A 15,270-nucleotide genomic window follows, 5' to 3' on the forward strand; every position below is an offset into this window, starting at 1 on the left:
TGGGCGTCGGCGATCGGCGACAGGTCTAGTCCAATCAAGACTACGCTGCCCACTCCCGCGGAATCCGAAGCCCCCCGGGGCGCTGCCTCAGCCGTAGATGTTCAGCTCCTTGGCCTCGACACCGGCCAGCTCGAACGCCGACACCCCGTCGACCGGCCGCCCCGTGTACAGCCGTACGAGCGTCGGCCCGTCCCCGATGAATCGGCCCGGGGGCCGCTCCCCGCCGCTCTCCCCCAGCCGCAGCGGCTCGTCCAGGTCGTCGAGGTCGGCGTGCAGCGGCACGTGCCCCCGCTCGCGGGTGATCCGGGCGAGCAGCGCGAGCGCGTCCGGCAGCCCGGCCCCGCCGTACGCCCCCGACTCGCCGAGGGCCTCGCGGACGTCCCCGGCGTGCACCCACTCCCCCAGGGCGAGGCCGTCCAGCCTGCCGCCGGCCCCGGCGATCGCGGGCCCGGCCGCGCCCATCCCGCGCTCCAGCTCGTCGACGACCTGCGCGTCGCTCCAGTCGGCCCGGTCCGCGATGTCCCGGTCGTTGGACTCGGGGGAGAACACGCCCTCCTCGAACCTGCCCTCCGCCACCCGGGTCAGCGCGGCCGAGCAGTGCGCCAGCACGTCCCGCACCGTCCAGCCCGGACACGCGGCGACGGGCCGCGCGAAGTCCTCCCCGGCCCGGCCCCGCAGCAGCGGGATCAGCGCGTCACGCTCGATCGTCAGCAGCCGCCCGGGCTGCTCGGGGTCCCGTACGTCAGGCACATCAGCAGGAGTCGTCATGCCCCCACGCTAGGTGCCCGACCCCGCCCAGCGGGAGAATGCCCCCATGGCCGATCTCGACTCCCTGCGCACCCGCTTCGCCCGCACCCTGGAAGCGGCCCGGGGCCCGGCCGGCGGCCCGGACCCGGCGCCGTACGCCGACGCCCTGCTCACCCGCTGGCAGGAGCCCCAGCGCCGCTACCACACGGTCGGGCACCTCGCGGCGGTCCTCGACCGCGTCGACGAACTGGAGCGGTACGCGCACGATCCGGACGTGGTCCGGCTGGCCGCCTGGTTCCACGACGCGGTCTATCTGCCCGACCGCTCCGAGAACGAGGAGCGCTCGGCCCGCCTCGCCGAACGCGCCCTCGCCGAGGCCGGCGTGCCCGACGCGAAGACCGCCGAGGTGGCCCGCCTGGTCCGGCTCACCGTCACCCACGACCCGGCCGACGACGACCCCGACGGCCAGGTCCTGTGCGACGCCGACCTCGCGGTCCTCGCCTCGCCCCCGTCGGCGTACGCCGCCTACACCGCGGCCGTCCGCGAGGAGTACCACTTCGTCCCCAGCGACGCCTTCCGCGAGGGCCGCGCCGCGATCCTGCGCCAACTCCTCGACCTGCCGCGCCTGTTCAGGACACCGCACGGCACCGCCGAGTGGGAGGCCACGGCCCGCTACAACCTCACGGCCGAGCTGGAAATGCTGTCGCTCCCACCCCGGGACGCCTCGTAGCCTGCCCGCCATGTGGTCAACGGGAGCGGAACAGGTGGAGCAGGCCGTCGCCGAGTGCGTGAGCCTGCTGGGGGCGGTCACCGAGCGGGACTGGGAAGGCGTACGGGCGGGGCGGCTCGACTGGGACTGCCGGCGGACGGCGGTGCACATCGCCGAGGACCTCATCGCGTACGCGGGGCAGCTGGCGGGGCGGGAGCAGGACGGGTACTCGCCGTTCGAGCTGTCGATGGAGGAGGACACCGGCAACGCGGACGTGCTGCGGGTGATCGGCACCACGGGAGCCCTGCTCGCCGCGGCGATCCGCACCACCCCGCGGGACGTGCGGTCCTTCCACCCGTACCCGTTCCGCAGCGCGAACCGTGACGGGTTCGCCGCGATGGGCGTGGTCGAGGTGCTGCTGCACACGCACGACATCTGCGAGGGGCTGGGCCTGTCGTACGAACCGGCGCCCGAGCTGTGCGACTTCGTGCTCACCCGGATCTTCCCGCACGTCCAGCCGGGCCCCACCCCGTGGCCGACCCTGCTGTGGGCCACCGGGCGCGGGGAACCGGCCGGCCGCGCCCCGGTCACCGAGTGGCGCTGGAACAACAACCTGGTGATCGGCACCGAGCGGCTCACCCTGGAGGGGGTCACCCCCGCGGCGGCCGCCGACCTGTCCACGGTCGGCGACGGCGGCTTCGAGTGGATCGAGGGCGGCCCGGTCGACGGCACGCGGGTCGGCGCCGGGCTGGTGTACAAGCAGTACGAGGACGGCATCCACCGGCCGGAGTGGGGCATGTACGTGCTCGTCCGGCGCGAGGACGGCCGCGCGCTCGGTGCCATGGGCTTCCACGGCGTCCCGGACGAGACGGGACGGGTCGAGATCGGCTACGACCTGGTCGGGGGCGCCCGCGGTCACGGCTACGCCACCGAGGCGCTGCGCACGCTGTCGTCCTGGGCGCTGAAGCGGGACGAGGTGCGGACCGTGGTCGCGAACGTCGAGCGGGGCAACCTGCCGTCGCAGAACGTGCTCGCGCGGGCCGGCTTCACCCAGGTCGCCGAGGACCCCGGGCACTTGGCCTACGAGCTGCGCGAACCCGGCGAGGGATAGCGCCCCTTGGGCCGCCGCAGCCCCGCCGCGTACAGCAGCCGCACCACCTCGCGGCTGCTGACCTCCACGGCCCCGGCGGCCACCACGTCGGCGTACCGCTCGCCGGGGATGTCGTAGTGGTCGCGCTCGAAGGCCCGGCGGGGGACGCCGAGGCGCGCGGCGAAGGTGTGGAGCTCGTCGTAGGAGACGTCGCTGACGAGGTGGGACCACATGCGGCCGTGGCCGGGCCAGGCCGGCGGGTCGATGTAGATCGTCACGAAAGCCTCATGAGGACGCCGGCCCGCCGATGGCCTCGCCCAGCGATCCCACCGCGGCGACCTTCACGCCCGCCTCGCCGCACACCCAGTGCGGGTCGGGCCCCAACTCCGGTTCCACATCGAGGGCGTGCGGCTCACCGGCCCCGCACACCGGGCACAGCGGCCAGCGGCCGTACCGCTCCAGCAGGGCGTCCTGGACGTCCTGCGCGACCAGGCCGGCCACGTACCGGGCGCCCTCGGGCCACTGCTCGACCCACCACCGGCGCTCCTTGACGGACTCCTCGACCAGCGACACGACATCCGCGTCGGCGACGCGGCCCGCGACGAGGTCGGCCAGCACGAGGGCGCGCGCGGCGTGCAGCGCCTGCTCCAGGGGGCTGATGGGTTCCATGCACCCATTGTGCGCACTCTTGACCCCGGCGCCGCCCCGAAAATATCTTTCAATCGTGACCCGTGATGTGAAGGAAATTTTCGCCCGCGAGCGGAGCGGCTCCTCCGGGGCGAGCGGCGCCCCGCCCGCCCCCGCCGCCCTCGCGGCCAAGGTCCGCACGCTGGGCCCGTCGATGACGCGCTCCATGCAGCGCGTCGCCGAGGCCGTCGCGGGCGACCCGGCCGGCTGCGCGGCCCTCACGGTCACCGGCCTCGCCGAACTCACCGGCACCAGCGAGGCGACCGTCGTACGCACCGCCCGCCTGCTGGGCTATCCGGGTTACCGGGACCTGCGCCTGGCGCTCGCCGGCCTCGCCGCGCAGCAGCAGTCGGGCCGCGCCCCGGCCATCACGACGGACATCGCCGTGGACGACCCGATCGCCGACGTGGTCGCCAAGCTCGCCTACGACGAGCAGCAGACCCTCGCCGACACCGCCGCCGGCCTCGACACCGTGCAACTGGGCGCGGCCGTCGCCGCGCTGGCCACGGCCCGCCGCACCGACGTGTACGGCGTCGGGGCGTCCGGCCTGGTCGCCCAAGACCTCACGCAGAAGCTGCTGCGCATAGGCCTCATAGCCCATGCCCACAGCGACCCGCACCTCGCCGTCACCAATGCCGTGCAACTGCGCGCGGGCGATGTCGCCGTCGCCGTCACGCACTCCGGGTCCACGGGCGACGTCATCGAGCCGCTGCGGGTCGCCTTCGAGCGCGGCGCGACGACGGTGGCGATCACCGGCCGCCCGAACGGCCCGGTCACGCAGTACGCCGACCACGTCCTCACCACGTCCACCGCACGCGAGAGCGAGCTGCGTCCGGCGGCGATGTCGTCCCGGACGGGTCAGCTCCTCGTGGTGGACTGCCTGTTCGTGGGGGTGGCGCAGCGGACGTACGAGACGGCGGCGCCGGCGCTGTCGGCGTCGTACGAGGCGCTGGCCCACCGGCATCGTTCCTGAGGCCGCCGCCCCGCCCAGCACCGGAAAGACACGGAAAGAGCCGTCATGACCTCCACCTCCAGCCCCCGCGATGTCAGGACCGAGTTGGAGTCCCTGACCACCGAGGCCTTCCGGCCGGACTTCGCGGACATCGACCGGCTGCCCACCCTCGACATCGCCCGGCTGATGAACGGCGAGGACGCCACCGTGGCCGGGGCGGTCGCGGCCCGGCTGCCGCAGATCGCCGCCGCGATCGACGCCGTCGCGGAGCGGATGGCCCGGGGCGGCCGCCTGGTCTACGCGGGCGCGGGCACGGCGGGCCGGATGGGCGTCCTGGACGCCTCCGAGTGTCCGCCCACCTTCAACACCGACCCTTCCCGGGTCGTCGGCCTGATCGCGGGCGGCCGGGACGCCGTGGTCACCTCGGTGGAGGGCGCGGAGGACTCCCGGGACCTGGCCGAGGCGGACCTGAAGGCCCTCGCCCTGACCCCCGACGACACGGTGGTCGGCATCTCCGCCTCCGGCCGCACCCCGTACGCCGTCGGCGCGGTCGAACACGCCCGCACCTGCCGCTCCCTCACCATCGGCCTCGCCTGCAACCCCGGCAGCCCGCTCGCGGCCGCCGCCGACCACGGCATCGAGATCGTCGTGGGCCCCGAGCTGCTCACCGGCTCCACCCGCCTGAAGTCCGGCACGGCGCAGAAGCTCGTCCTCAACATGCTCTCGACGATCACGATGATCCGGCTGGGCAAGACCTACGGGAACCTGATGGTCGACGTCCGCGCGTCGAACGACAAGCTCCGGGCCCGCTCCCACCGCATCGTCGCCCTGGCCACCGGAGCCGCCGAGGAGGACATCGAGCGGGCCCTGACCGCCACGGACGGCGAGGTCAAGAACGCGATCCTCGCCCTCCTGGCCGACGTCGACGGACCGACGGCGGCCAGGCTGCTGGAGGAGTCCGACGGCCACCTGCGCGCGGCCCTGGCGGCGGCCGGCTGACCCTCACGCCCCCACGACCACCCGCTGCTCCTCTCCCTCCGCCAGCCGCTCGGCCTGTTCCGCCGTCGCCTTCTCGGCCAGGGCGTTGACGGCCGTGTTGAAGCGCTCCATCGACGTGGGGCGGTCGGGGCCCAGCACGTACTCCTTGAGGACGCGGCGCTCTGGTGCCATCGGGTCGTGCGCCGGCTCGCGGACCGACCGGAGGATCTCCGGCAGGCGGGTGCAGTCCCGGTCGAGGAGATAGGCACCCCCGGCGGTGGTGTAGGCCGCCCGGAAGTCCTGGTCGGGCAGGTCGTTCGCGTTGGTCAGGACGTACGGCTTGAGGCTCGCCACGAAGTCCGCGACGACCGACGAGACATCGCTGATGAGCATGTCGGCCTGGTCGAAGCACGCGTACAGCGTGGGCAGTTGCCTGATGATCACCTGGTGCCGGACCGGCCCCCGGCTCTCCCAGAAGAGCCGGTGCCACTCGGCCCGCAGCTCGTGCCACTCCGCCTCCCCGTCCCCGGCGGGGACCCGCGCATCGCGCAGCTGCTGGGCGTCGTCGCCGGTGAGCCGCCCGGACAGTTCGCCGAGCCGGGCCTGGATCTCCGCGAGCCGCGGCCGGGCGGCGGCGATCACGGCCTCGGCCTCCTGGGCGTCCCGGGCGTCCCGCCGCTCGTTGTCGGCGCGCAGCAGCTCCCGCACGGCCCGGTCCGCCTCGGCCGCCGCCCGGGAGCGCTTGCCGGTGAGGGGGTGCGGCTTGTAGAGGACACGGACGTTCTCGGCGAGCAGCCTCTCGACCAGCGCCACGCCCATCGGGATCAGCGACGTGTGGCAGTCGTCGTCGCTCCAGCCCTCCCAGGTCGGCGCGTACAGCACGGTCGGCACCGGCCCCGGCACGTGGTCGGCGTGCAGCCGGATCGACGACAGCTGCGGGCGGCCCACCTCGACGATCGCCGAGTCGCTGATGGCGTGCCGCACCCGCTGGTAGCGGTCGCGCCCGGCCCGCCCGGCCACCCAGATCTCGTCGTACACCTTGCTCACCCGGTTGCTGCTGGCGAGCTTGTCGCTGTCGCCGTGCCCGATGAACACGTGCTTGGCCTCGGCGACGCGCAGCATGTGCACGTTCTTGCCCGCGTTGCCCGGGTAGAGGACGACCCGCAGCTCGGGCAGCTCCAGCTGCGCCACGTCGTCGGCCTTCGGCACGCACACGACCGGGATCGACGTACGGCCCAGGTAGCGGAACGAGGCCCGCTCCCGCAGGATGATCAGCGGCCGCCGGTCGAGCTGCTCCAGCGTCTCGATCCACATATTGACCTGGTACATGAAGTCCCGGGACACGGACGCGAAACTGAAGTACAGCGCCACCTCCGGCCGGTACCCCGCGAGTTGCCGGTTGAGTTCGGCGATCACCTCGTCGTCCGGCGGCATCCGGCGGGCCCGGCGCAGCTGCCCGAGCAGCGCCGCCACGGCCGCGACCGCCAGCCCGGCGGTGACTGCGAACCCGATGCCGGCGGGCTGCCACGCCCCGGCCGCGAGCGCGGTGAGGAGCCCGGCGTGGGCCGGCAGGTCGAGATGCAGCAGCTTGCGCAGGAAGCGCCGGTAGAGGAGCGCGGGCGGCGACTGCGGGATGCCCGCCCCGCTCATGTCGAGGTTGCGCACCACGACCGGCAGCACACGGCGCCGCCGGATGGCGTGATGCACCGCCGTGTACAGGATCACCAGGCCGAGGTGGACGCTGAACACGGCCAGCGCGGCCACCAGCACCGCGCCCGGCGCGTCCATCCGGTCGGCCAGCGCGAGCAGCATCACCGTCCGCACGGCGAACCGCATCGTGCGGGTCAGCTGCAACGCGGCCAGCCGCCGCACGAAGGCGGGAGCGCGCGTGTGCAGCACCTCGTCCACGGCGTACGTCACGGCCGAGGCGGCGGCGAACCCCCACAGCGAGGGGAGCAGCGCGAAAACGGGCAGTGCGGCGAATCCGGCGGCGAACAGGAACACGAGAAAGAGGTCGGTCTTCCCACGCACACGCAGGACACCGCACAGCCAACGGAACGTCATAAGACAGGATTCCTCTGGGGAAAGGATGTGATTTCCGGAGTGGCGTGCGGTGGGGCGAACGCCGGCGTATGCGCGATACGCCTGTTCGACGGTGGTGGAGGGCGAATGGTTGTACATCCTCCGTTGGCTATTACTTCACCGTGACTTCGGCTCCCGGTTGACCTGCCGCACGCGCGCCCGCAACGCCTCCCGCGCGGGCAACGACCGCAGCACGTCGGTGAGTTGCTCGGCCGTCCTTCGAACTCCTCACGGCTTCAGCCCTCTCGCCTGAGAAGTCTCTGGCCCTCCTCGATGCGATGGCGCAGGATTACGACCATGAGGAACATGCCTGAGTGGTACAAGTCCAGCTACAGCGGCGGCACCGGCGACAACTGCCTGGAAGTCACCCAGGCACTTCCTGGCGTCATCCCCGTCCGCGACTCCAAGACCCCCCACGGCCCGAAGCTCGTGTTCCGGGCCACGGCCTGGTCCGCGTTCGTCGAGAACCTCAAGGGCGAGACGGCCTGAGCTTCGGGACCCGGGCTTCGAGCCCTCTTTTCAAGGAATGGGTGGAGGGCCTCAACCCGCCCTCCCACCCCGAGAGTTGACGCGACGCGTCCGGCTTGCCACGGACAGTCACGTACCTCTAACGTTCCCTGCACAAAGCAACAGCCCCCGCCCGGTGCGCCAACACCTGCGGGGGCTTAACCAGAGATCGACGGCTGAAAGACCGATCCCATGGCTGAGTCCAAGCTTAGTGCTGCCTCCCCGCCGCTGCATCCAATGGCGAACCCCGGCTACGGCAAACGCACGACCCCCGACCAACTCCCCCGAACAAAACACGACTTCGCCCACCTACCGCCCCGCGAAGCCGCCATCGCCACGTACCTCGACCGACTCCCCGACGGCGCGGACATCTCCGTGAAGACGCTGGCCAAGCAACTGCCCTACGGACAGTGCGCCCTCGGCACCGCCCTCAACCGCATCCAGCAGGCAGGCCATCTGCGCCGAGGCCGGGAGTGCGTGACGGCCGACGACGGCAGCTCCCGCTGGATCACCCGAACGTGGTTCACCCGTACCGCCCGGGATGACGACTGGTGGACCGCCTTCACCCGCGGCGACGTACCGCAGCCGCAGGCAGCGCGCCCTACCCGCTCCCGGGCCCACATCCTCCTCGCCGCCCTCGGCCGCACCGCGCCCGTGCTGTCCCTCTCCGAGGCGGACTGCGCAACCCTGGCTCCCCTCGTGACGGAGTGGTTCGAGCGGGGCGCCTCGGAGGACGACGTACTGCGTGCGCTCACCGCCGGCCTGCCGACGCCCGTCCACCACCCCGCCGCCCTGGTCCGCAACCGCCTGACCAGCAAACTCCCGCCTCCACCCGCACCACGTCCGCCCCTACGGGTCCTGGAGTGCGCGAACTGCGGCTCCCCGGGGCGTCCGGAAACCCTGCCAGGGGGCCGTTGCAGCGCCTGCCGGGGCGAACGCGCCCCCGCGCAACCCCCTGCACCTCTGTCCGCCCCCACGATCCACGACCGTGCGGCCGGGATCCGCGCCGCGATGTCCCAACGACGACAAGAGAAGGCATCCACATGACGGCTCTGCCCATCGAGGACTTCGAGGATCTGGCCGACGCAGCCCCGGACCACGTACGGCTCGAGTACATCGACGGACGGGCCCGCACGAAGGACCCGCTCAGTGTCGAGGACTTCGAAGAGCTGGAGCGCCGCGCCCCGGAGACCGTGCGGCTGGAGTACATCAACGGAAAATAGAGGTCAAGGCCATGCCGGACGGCAACCATCGGGAGATCTTCGTCTGGCTGCAGGAACAGTGCATGCAACATCGTCCTGACCTCCGCGTGTACGGGGAGTCCGGCGTCCGGACCGAGGCCTACCAAAAGGGGCGGGCCCGCACCGACGGCGCCGTCGCGCTCAAGGGCCACTTCAAGGGCCACGGTGAATGGTCACAGCCCCGAGACGGCCGGTACCAGCAAAAGGCCGCTCATTCCTGGGGCAGCCCGGTCGAGCTGCCGGAGCCTCTCAGGTTCACCCTGGACACCGAAGAGCTCAAGGATTACGCCGACTGAGGACAATGGAGTCATGAACCACGCCCAGCTGACCGCCCTAGGCCGCGCCCTCCGTCTCCTCGGTGAGCACGGGGAGGCCCTCACCGCCGACACCCCGGACGCCAAGCTGCACGAGGTCAAGGCCGATCTGAAGCGCGCGCTGGACCTGCTGGAGGAGAGCGTCTCGAACGCCGCGCCCACCACCCGCTGCCCCGAGCACCCGAACGGCCCGGTCGACGAGGCCGCCCCCGACCTGTGCCTGCTGTGCGAGACGCGGCGCAGGACCGCCCGCCGAAACGAGTTCAACGGGCCCGCCCCCCAGCACCGGCCCGTCGAACCCGCGCCGTCCCGCTACGGCGTGAGCGGCGACCGCCCCCAGCCCCAGCAGCGCTGGCTGGCGGAGCTGTGGAACGGCCAGACGTGGCAGCTGTGCGGCACCCCGCGCCGGGACCGCCGCGAGGCGGAGCTGTTCATCAACGCCCAGCGCAAGGCGCCCCGGGCCGCCATGGCGTACCGGCTGGTGCACGAGTTCACCGACTACGAGGTGCTGCGGGTGTGGGGGACGCCCGTGCGGGTCGACATCGAGCCGATGGGCAACCTCTAGGCCCCTACAGCAGCGGCAGGGGCAGGAACTCGTGCCCCTCCCACAGCCGCCGCGACCGCTCCTCCGGGTACGCCGTGACCATCGGCTCCGCGTCCAGCACCTGCACCAGCCGCTGCTCGTCGTCGTAGGCCGGCCAGCCCGGGTCGCCCGTCCTCGCGAACGCCGTCCAGGACGCGCGGAAGCGGGACGACAGCGCGAGGGCCTCGGCGGAAGGCTCCGCACCCGCGAACAGCAGCAGCCCCAGGTCAGCGCCGTACGTGCCGAACAGCAGCGGGATGTCCAGACCGTGGCAGGCGCCGAGCGCGCCGCCGTTGCCCGGGGCGGACCAGGTCAGTTCGTAGACGTGGGCGCGCCCGCCGCCCGCTCGCTGGGCCTCGGCCAGGTGCAGGGACGGCATGTTGAACAGCCAGTCCGTCTGGACGCGTTCGTAGAGCTCGCTCGGGGAGGCGTCGGGGAAGGAGGCACGGTAGGCCTGTTCGCCGTCGGGCCCGGGGGCGAACAGGCGCAGGGCCGAGGCCGCCCTCTCGTCGGTGATCCGGCCCAGCTGGCCCGCCATGGCGATGAACAGGCGGTACTCGTCGCGGTTGTGGCCGACGAGGAGGTCGACGTCCTTCGCCGAACCGGCCGCCAGTGCCTGCCACGGGGTGGTCGGCAGGACCTCGCCGTCGACCACCGGGGAGAAGGGCGTGACCGTGGGTGCCGCCTGGCCCCAGCGGTCGACGCGCTGGAGCATCTTGGCGCTGAGTGTCTCGCCCGCCGAGGTCAGCCGGTGCGGAGCGATCGTGGAGAGGTCGGCCACGGTGGGGCGCAGGCCCAGCTCGGCGGCGAGGGCGGTGCCGATGTCCCGGGCCAGGGCGTCGGAGAAGAAGGTCCCCGGCACGCTCTGGGCGATCGCCCGCCGGAACAGGCCGGCGGTGCGCGGCATGGAGAGCAGCGAGGCGACCGAACCGGCACCGGCCGACTCCCCGAAGACCGTGACCTGGCCGGGATCCCCGCCGAAGGACTCGATGTTGTCCCGCACCCACTCCAGCGCGGCCACCTGGTCGAGCAGTCCGCGGTTGGCGGGAGCGCCCTCGATGAACGCGAAACCCTCCATGCCCACGCGGTAGTTGAGGGACACGACCACCACGTCGCCCTCGGTGGCGATGTGCCGGGCGTCGTAGCCGGGGCTGCCGGAGTGGCCGAGCTTGTAGGCGCCGCCGTAGATCCACACCATCACCGGCCGGCGGGCCGCCGGGTCGGGTTCGGGCGTCCAGACGTTGACCGTGAGCCACTCGTCGCCCTCGGGTACGTCGAGCAGGCCCGGGCCACCCAGGTTGCCGAGATCCTGCGGGGGCGGCGGGCCGAAGGCGTGGGCGTCGCGTATGCCGTCCCAGGGGTGGGCGGGGCGGGGTGCCATGAAGCGGGCCTCGCCCACCGGGGGTGCGGCGAACGGGATGCCGCGGTAGACCGCGAGTCCCTCCTCCCTCCGGCCGCGCACCGCACCGGCGGTCGTGCGGACCACCGGTGCGGGCTCTTCCGAAGGGCCGCCCGCCGACGGGCGGGACTCGGTCGTCGTCATCTGGATCTCCTCGCGGATTGCCGGTGAACAGGCGCTCGGTCAGTGTCCTTGACTGACGCAAGCAGATCCAGAGGCTTCGGTGACGGGTGTCAGCTGAGGGTCTTCAGCGACGCCGGGTTGTACGGCGCCAGGTCCTCGAAGCGGCCGTCGAGCACCTTCCGGGCCCACTCGGGGTCCTGGAGCAGGGCGCGGCCGACGGCGACCATGTCGAACTCGTCGCGCTCGAAGCGGTCGAGGAGGTTGTCGAGGTCACCGACCTCGGCGCCGTGGCCCTGGAAGGACTTCAGGAAGTCGCCGCCGTCCAGGCCGACCGAGCCGACGGTGATGGTCGGCTTGCCGGTGAGCTTCTTGGTCCAGCCGGCCAGGTTGAGGTCCGAGTCGTCGAACTCGGGGACCCAGTAGCGGCGGGTGGAGGCGTGGAAGGCGTCGACACCGGCGGCGGCCAGCGGCGCGAGGATGGACTCCAGCTCCTCCGGCGTCTCGGCGAGACGGGCGCGGTAGGCCTCCTGCTTCCACTGGGAGTAGCGGAAGATGACGGGGAAGTCGGCGGAGACGGTCTCACGGACGGCCGCGACGATCTCCTCCGAGAGCTTGGCGCGGGCGACCCGGTCGCCGCCGTAGGCGTCGGTGCGGCGGTTGGTGCCCTCCCAGAGGAACTGGTCGAGCAGGTAGCCGTGGGCGCCGTGGAGCTCGACGCCGTCGAAGCCGATGCGCTCGGCTGCGGCAGCGGCCTCGGCGAACGCGCCGATCACGGCGTCGATGTCGGCCTGCGTCATGGCCTTGCCGGTGGGCTCGGTGGCGCCGATGCGCAGGCCGGAGGGGCCGACGGCCGGGGCGTCGGCGAACGGGGGCTCACCCTCGTTGCGGACCATGCCGATGTGCCACAGCTGCGGCACGATCGTGCCGCCGGCAGCGTGCACCGCCTCGGCGACCTTCGCCCAGCCCGCGAGCTGCTCCTCGCCGTGGAACCGCGGCACGCTGTCGCTCTGCCCGGCCGACTCGTGGCCGACGTAGGTGCCCTCGGTGACGATCAGGCCGACTCCGGCGGCGGCGCGCCGCGCGTAGTACGACACGACGTCCTCGCCGGGCACGCCGCCCGGGGAGAACATGCGGGTCATCGGCGCCATCGCGATCCGGTTGGGAACGGTAAGGCCGCCCAGCGATACGGGCCGGGACAGGATTTCGGCGGCGCGGGAAGCGGAGGCGGCGACAGTCACGTGGGGGCTCACTTTCGGATACCGGAAGGTATGTGCATACGCATAGGACGTAACCTTCAACCATCCGGCCCCGCCCGGGCCATCCCACCCCGGCTGTGATCCCGGACACCCGCCCCGCACGCACCCCGGACACGCCCGAGGGCGGCACCCCCTGTCGGAACAGGAAGTGCCGCCCTCGGCAAGGACGTTGATCAACCCTGGGGTCGATCAGAAGTCCATGTCACCGCCCGGCATGCCGCCGCCGGCGGGCGCGGCGTTCTTCTCCGGCTTGTCGGCGATGACGGCCTCGGTGGTGAGGAACAGCGCGGCGATGGAGGCGGCGTTCTGCAGAGCGGAACGGGTCACCTTCGCCGGGTCGATGATGCCTTCGGCGATCATGTCGACGTACTCACCGGTCGCGGCGTTCAGGCCGTGGCCGACCTGGAGGTTGCGGACCTTCTCCACGACGACGCCGCCCTCGAGACCACCGTTGACGGCGATCTGCTTCAGCGGGGCCTCCAGCGCGAGCTTCACGGCGTTGGCGCCGGTCGCCTCGTCACCGTCGAGCTCCAGCTTCTCGAAGACCTGGGAGGCCTGGAGCAGGGCCACGCCACCACCGGCGACGATGCCCTCCTCGACGGCCGCCTTGGCGTTGCGCACGGCGTCCTCGATGCGGTGCTTGCGCTCCTTGAGCTCCACCTCGGTGGCGGCACCGGCCTTGATGACCGCGACACCGCCGGCGAGCTTCGCCAGGCGCTCCTGGAGCTTCTCGCGGTCGTAGTCCGAGTCGCTGTTCTCGATCTCGGCCCGGATCTGGTTGACCCGGCCGGCGACCTGGTCGGCGGAGCCGGCACCGTCGACGATGGTGGTCTCGTCCTTGGTGATGACGACCTTGCGGGCCTTGCCCAGCAGGTCGACCGTGGCGTTCTCCAGCTTGAGGCCGACCTCCTCGGAGATCACCTCGCCGCCGGTGAGGATGCCGATGTCCTGCAGCATCGCCTTGCGGCGGTCGCCGAAGCCCGGGGCCTTGACGGCGACGGACTTGAAGGTGCCGCGGATCTTGTTGACGACCAGGGTCGACAGGGCCTCGCCCTCGACGTCCTCGGCGATGATCAGCAGCGGCTTGCCCGACTGCATGACCTTCTCCAGGAGCGGGAGCAGGTCCTTGACGTTCGAGATCTTGGAGTTCGCGATCAGGATGTACGGGTCGTCGAGGACGGCCTCCATACGCTCCATGTCGGTGGCGAAGTACGCCGAGATGTAGCCCTTGTCGAAGCGCATACCCTCGGTGAGCTCCAGCTCCAGACCGAAGGTCTGGGACTCCTCGACGGTGATGACGCCTTCCTTGCCGACCTTGTCCATGGCCTCGGCGATGAGCTCGCCGATCTGGGTGTCGGCGGCGGAGATGGAGGCCGTGGAGGCGATCTGCTCCTTGGTCTCGACGTCCTTCGCCTGCTCCAGCAGGGCGGCGGAGACGGCCTCGACGGCACGCTCGATACCGCGCTTGAGGGCCATCGGGTTGGCGCCGGCGGCTACGTTGCGCAGACCCTCCTTGACCAGGGCCTGGGCGAGAACGGTCGCGGTGGTCGTACCGTCACCGGCGACGTCGTCCGTCTTCTTGGCGACTTCCTTGACCAGCTCGGCGCCGATCTTCTCGTACGGGTCCTCGAGCTCGATCTCCTTGGCGATGGAGACACCATCGTTGGTGATCGTGGGCGCGCCCCACTTCTTCTCGAGGACGACGTTGCGGCCCTTGGGGCCGAGCGTCACCTTGACGGCGTCCGCGAGCTGGTTCATGCCGCGCTCGAGGCCGCGCCGCGCCTCCTCGTCGAACGCGATGATCTTGGCCATGTGAAGTGGTCCCTCCAGGACTGGGGGTGATTACTTCGGACCGCGCCCGCGCCCGCGACGGACGGCTCGCTTGCCTTGTGGTTCCTTCCCCACCTGGCCTGCGGGCCTCACCGACCCGGTCCTTACGTTGTCACTCTCACCTTCAGAGTGCTAACGCAATGATTAGCACTCGGCCCCTGCGAGTGCAAGCGCCTCTCGGGGATCGGGCGGGGGCGTCAGCCACCCGCGAACACGGCCCGACAGGGCGTGCGAACAGGCCGAAGGGCCCGCACCCCGGGGGGTACGGGCCCTTCTGAGAAGACCGGTCGCTTGAGCGTTGGTCGTGGTGCGCGTTCAGGCAGAGACGCGAACCATGTCGGCCTGCGGTCCCTTCTGGCCCTGCGAGATCTCGAACTCGACCCGCTGGCCCTCTTCAAGGGTGCGGTAGCCGTCCATCTGAATCGCGCTGTAGTGGACGAAAACATCCGCACCACCGTCGACCGCGATGAAGCCGTACCCCTTCTCCGCGTTGAACCACTTGACGGTGCCCTGAGCCATGCCTAACTCCCCTATTACTGGCCCTTGCACAGATCCACACTTCGCGGATCCGGGTCAGACCTCACCCCCCACGGTTGGGGGCGTGCGCCGGAACGCGTCGACCGCGGCTGAATGTATCTGTCCAACTGCCGTCTGCAACAGGTCAATCGGACGAGAATTCTGGACGCGCAGGGTCCGGAATGTGGGGAGAATTCGCCCGAATTCAGGGCAAGTCGGGCTACACAAAAGGAACAAAAGCCGCGAAAGACGTGCA

At 71.6% G+C, this 15,270-nt stretch carries 17 protein-coding genes and 1 pseudogene; 10 read left to right on the forward strand and 8 right to left on the reverse strand.

The features are described 5' to 3' along the window. Positions 1-87: 87 nt before the first annotated feature. Positions 88-768, reverse strand: a complete 681-nt coding sequence (locus RFN52_RS17965) for a maleylpyruvate isomerase family mycothiol-dependent enzyme (RefSeq protein WP_184847651.1) — start codon at positions 766-768, stop codon at positions 88-90. A 46-nt stretch (positions 769-814) separates the two neighbouring features. Between RFN52_RS17965 and RFN52_RS17970 the strand changes: the two genes are divergently transcribed. Together RFN52_RS17970 and RFN52_RS17975 are read left to right on the forward strand one after the other, a co-directional pair. Continuing rightward, entirely contained in the window at positions 815-1,477 is a 663-nt protein-coding gene (locus RFN52_RS17970) for an HD domain-containing protein (RefSeq protein ID WP_184847652.1), read from the forward strand. Positions 1,478-1,511: 34 nt separating this feature from the next. Then, on the forward strand, positions 1,512-2,567 hold the full coding sequence (locus RFN52_RS17975; protein WP_184853943.1) for a GNAT family N-acetyltransferase: 1,056 nt from the start codon (positions 1,512-1,514) through the stop codon (positions 2,565-2,567). Here RFN52_RS17975 and RFN52_RS17980 read toward each other — a convergent pair. Together RFN52_RS17980 and RFN52_RS17985 are read right to left on the reverse strand one after the other, a co-directional pair. After that, entirely contained in the window at positions 2,537-2,824 is a 288-nt protein-coding gene (locus tag RFN52_RS17980; protein ID WP_184847653.1) for a DUF4031 domain-containing protein, read from the reverse strand. The genes RFN52_RS17975 and RFN52_RS17980 overlap by 31 nt on opposite strands. Before the next feature lie 7 nt (positions 2,825-2,831). Then, a complete protein-coding gene (locus RFN52_RS17985) occupies positions 2,832-3,215 on the reverse strand; it encodes a DUF8819 family protein (RefSeq protein WP_184847654.1) in 384 nt (127 codons plus the stop codon). 55 nt (positions 3,216-3,270) lie between these two features. On the opposite strand from RFN52_RS17985, the gene RFN52_RS17990 reads away from it, so the two are divergent. Both RFN52_RS17990 and murQ read left to right on the forward strand, forming a co-directional pair. Beyond that, positions 3,271-4,206 (forward strand): MurR/RpiR family transcriptional regulator, encoded by a 936-nt coding sequence (locus tag RFN52_RS17990; protein ID WP_184847655.1) that lies wholly within the window; start codon positions 3,271-3,273, stop codon positions 4,204-4,206. 45 nt (positions 4,207-4,251) lie between these two features. Beyond that, positions 4,252-5,184, forward strand: coding sequence for an N-acetylmuramic acid 6-phosphate etherase (murQ, locus tag RFN52_RS17995; protein WP_184847656.1), 933 nt, complete (start codon positions 4,252-4,254; stop codon positions 5,182-5,184). A gap of 3 nt (positions 5,185-5,187) precedes the next feature. Here murQ and RFN52_RS18000 read toward each other — a convergent pair whose 3' ends face one another. After that, complete coding sequence (locus tag RFN52_RS18000) at positions 5,188-7,227, reverse strand: hypothetical protein (RefSeq protein ID WP_184847657.1); 2,040 nt, start codon at positions 7,225-7,227, stop codon at positions 5,188-5,190. A 227-nt stretch (positions 7,228-7,454) separates the two neighbouring features. On the opposite strand from RFN52_RS18000, the pseudogene RFN52_RS40075 reads away from it, so the two are divergent. The 6 genes and pseudogenes from RFN52_RS40075 to RFN52_RS18025 all read left to right on the forward strand — a co-directional run. Next, positions 7,455-7,559 (forward strand): annotated as a pseudogene (locus tag RFN52_RS40075) (transcriptional regulator); the annotation flags it as partial. Beyond that, positions 7,543-7,734 carry a DUF397 domain-containing protein gene (locus tag RFN52_RS18005; protein WP_184847658.1) on the forward strand — a complete coding sequence of 64 codons (192 nt, stop codon included), beginning with the start codon at positions 7,543-7,545 and terminating at the stop codon, positions 7,732-7,734. The pseudogene RFN52_RS40075 and the gene RFN52_RS18005, both read left to right, overlap by 17 nt. 210 nt (positions 7,735-7,944) lie before the next feature. Continuing rightward, entirely contained in the window at positions 7,945-8,799 is an 855-nt protein-coding gene (locus tag RFN52_RS18010; RefSeq protein ID WP_311240986.1) for a hypothetical protein, read from the forward strand. Then, positions 8,796-8,975 carry a hypothetical protein gene (locus RFN52_RS18015; RefSeq protein WP_311240987.1) on the forward strand — a complete coding sequence of 60 codons (180 nt, stop codon included), beginning with the start codon at positions 8,796-8,798 and terminating at the stop codon, positions 8,973-8,975. Before RFN52_RS18010 ends, RFN52_RS18015 begins: the two co-directional genes overlap by 4 nt. Positions 8,976-8,986: 11 nt before the next feature. Continuing rightward, complete coding sequence (locus RFN52_RS18020) at positions 8,987-9,289, forward strand: hypothetical protein (protein ID WP_311240988.1); 303 nt, start codon at positions 8,987-8,989, stop codon at positions 9,287-9,289. 13 nt (positions 9,290-9,302) lie between these two features. Beyond that, entirely contained in the window at positions 9,303-9,872 is a 570-nt protein-coding gene (locus tag RFN52_RS18025; protein ID WP_184847659.1) for a hypothetical protein, read from the forward strand. A gap of 4 nt (positions 9,873-9,876) precedes the next feature. Here RFN52_RS18025 and RFN52_RS18030 read toward each other — a convergent pair whose 3' ends face one another. The 4 genes from RFN52_RS18030 to RFN52_RS18045 all read right to left on the reverse strand — a co-directional run bounded on the left by RFN52_RS18030 (position 9,877) and on the right by RFN52_RS18045 (position 15,017). Continuing rightward, positions 9,877-11,433 carry a carboxylesterase/lipase family protein gene (locus tag RFN52_RS18030; RefSeq protein WP_184847660.1) on the reverse strand — a complete coding sequence of 519 codons (1,557 nt, stop codon included), beginning with the start codon at positions 11,431-11,433 and terminating at the stop codon, positions 9,877-9,879. Between the two features lie 89 nt (positions 11,434-11,522). Next, entirely contained in the window at positions 11,523-12,650 is a 1,128-nt protein-coding gene (locus RFN52_RS18035; protein ID WP_184847661.1) for an NADH:flavin oxidoreductase, read from the reverse strand. Positions 12,651-12,857: 207 nt separating this feature from the next. After that, positions 12,858-14,480 carry a chaperonin GroEL gene (gene groL, locus RFN52_RS18040; RefSeq protein ID WP_184847662.1) on the reverse strand — a complete coding sequence of 541 codons (1,623 nt, stop codon included), beginning with the start codon at positions 14,478-14,480 and terminating at the stop codon, positions 12,858-12,860. A 333-nt stretch (positions 14,481-14,813) separates the two neighbouring features. After that, complete coding sequence (locus tag RFN52_RS18045; protein WP_010035953.1) at positions 14,814-15,017, reverse strand: cold-shock protein; 204 nt, start codon at positions 15,015-15,017, stop codon at positions 14,814-14,816. Between the last annotated feature and the right edge of the window lie 253 nt (positions 15,018-15,270).

It is taken from the genome of Streptomyces collinus, assembly GCF_031348265.1.
Classification (GTDB): domain Bacteria; phylum Actinomycetota; class Actinomycetes; order Streptomycetales; family Streptomycetaceae; genus Streptomyces; species Streptomyces collinus.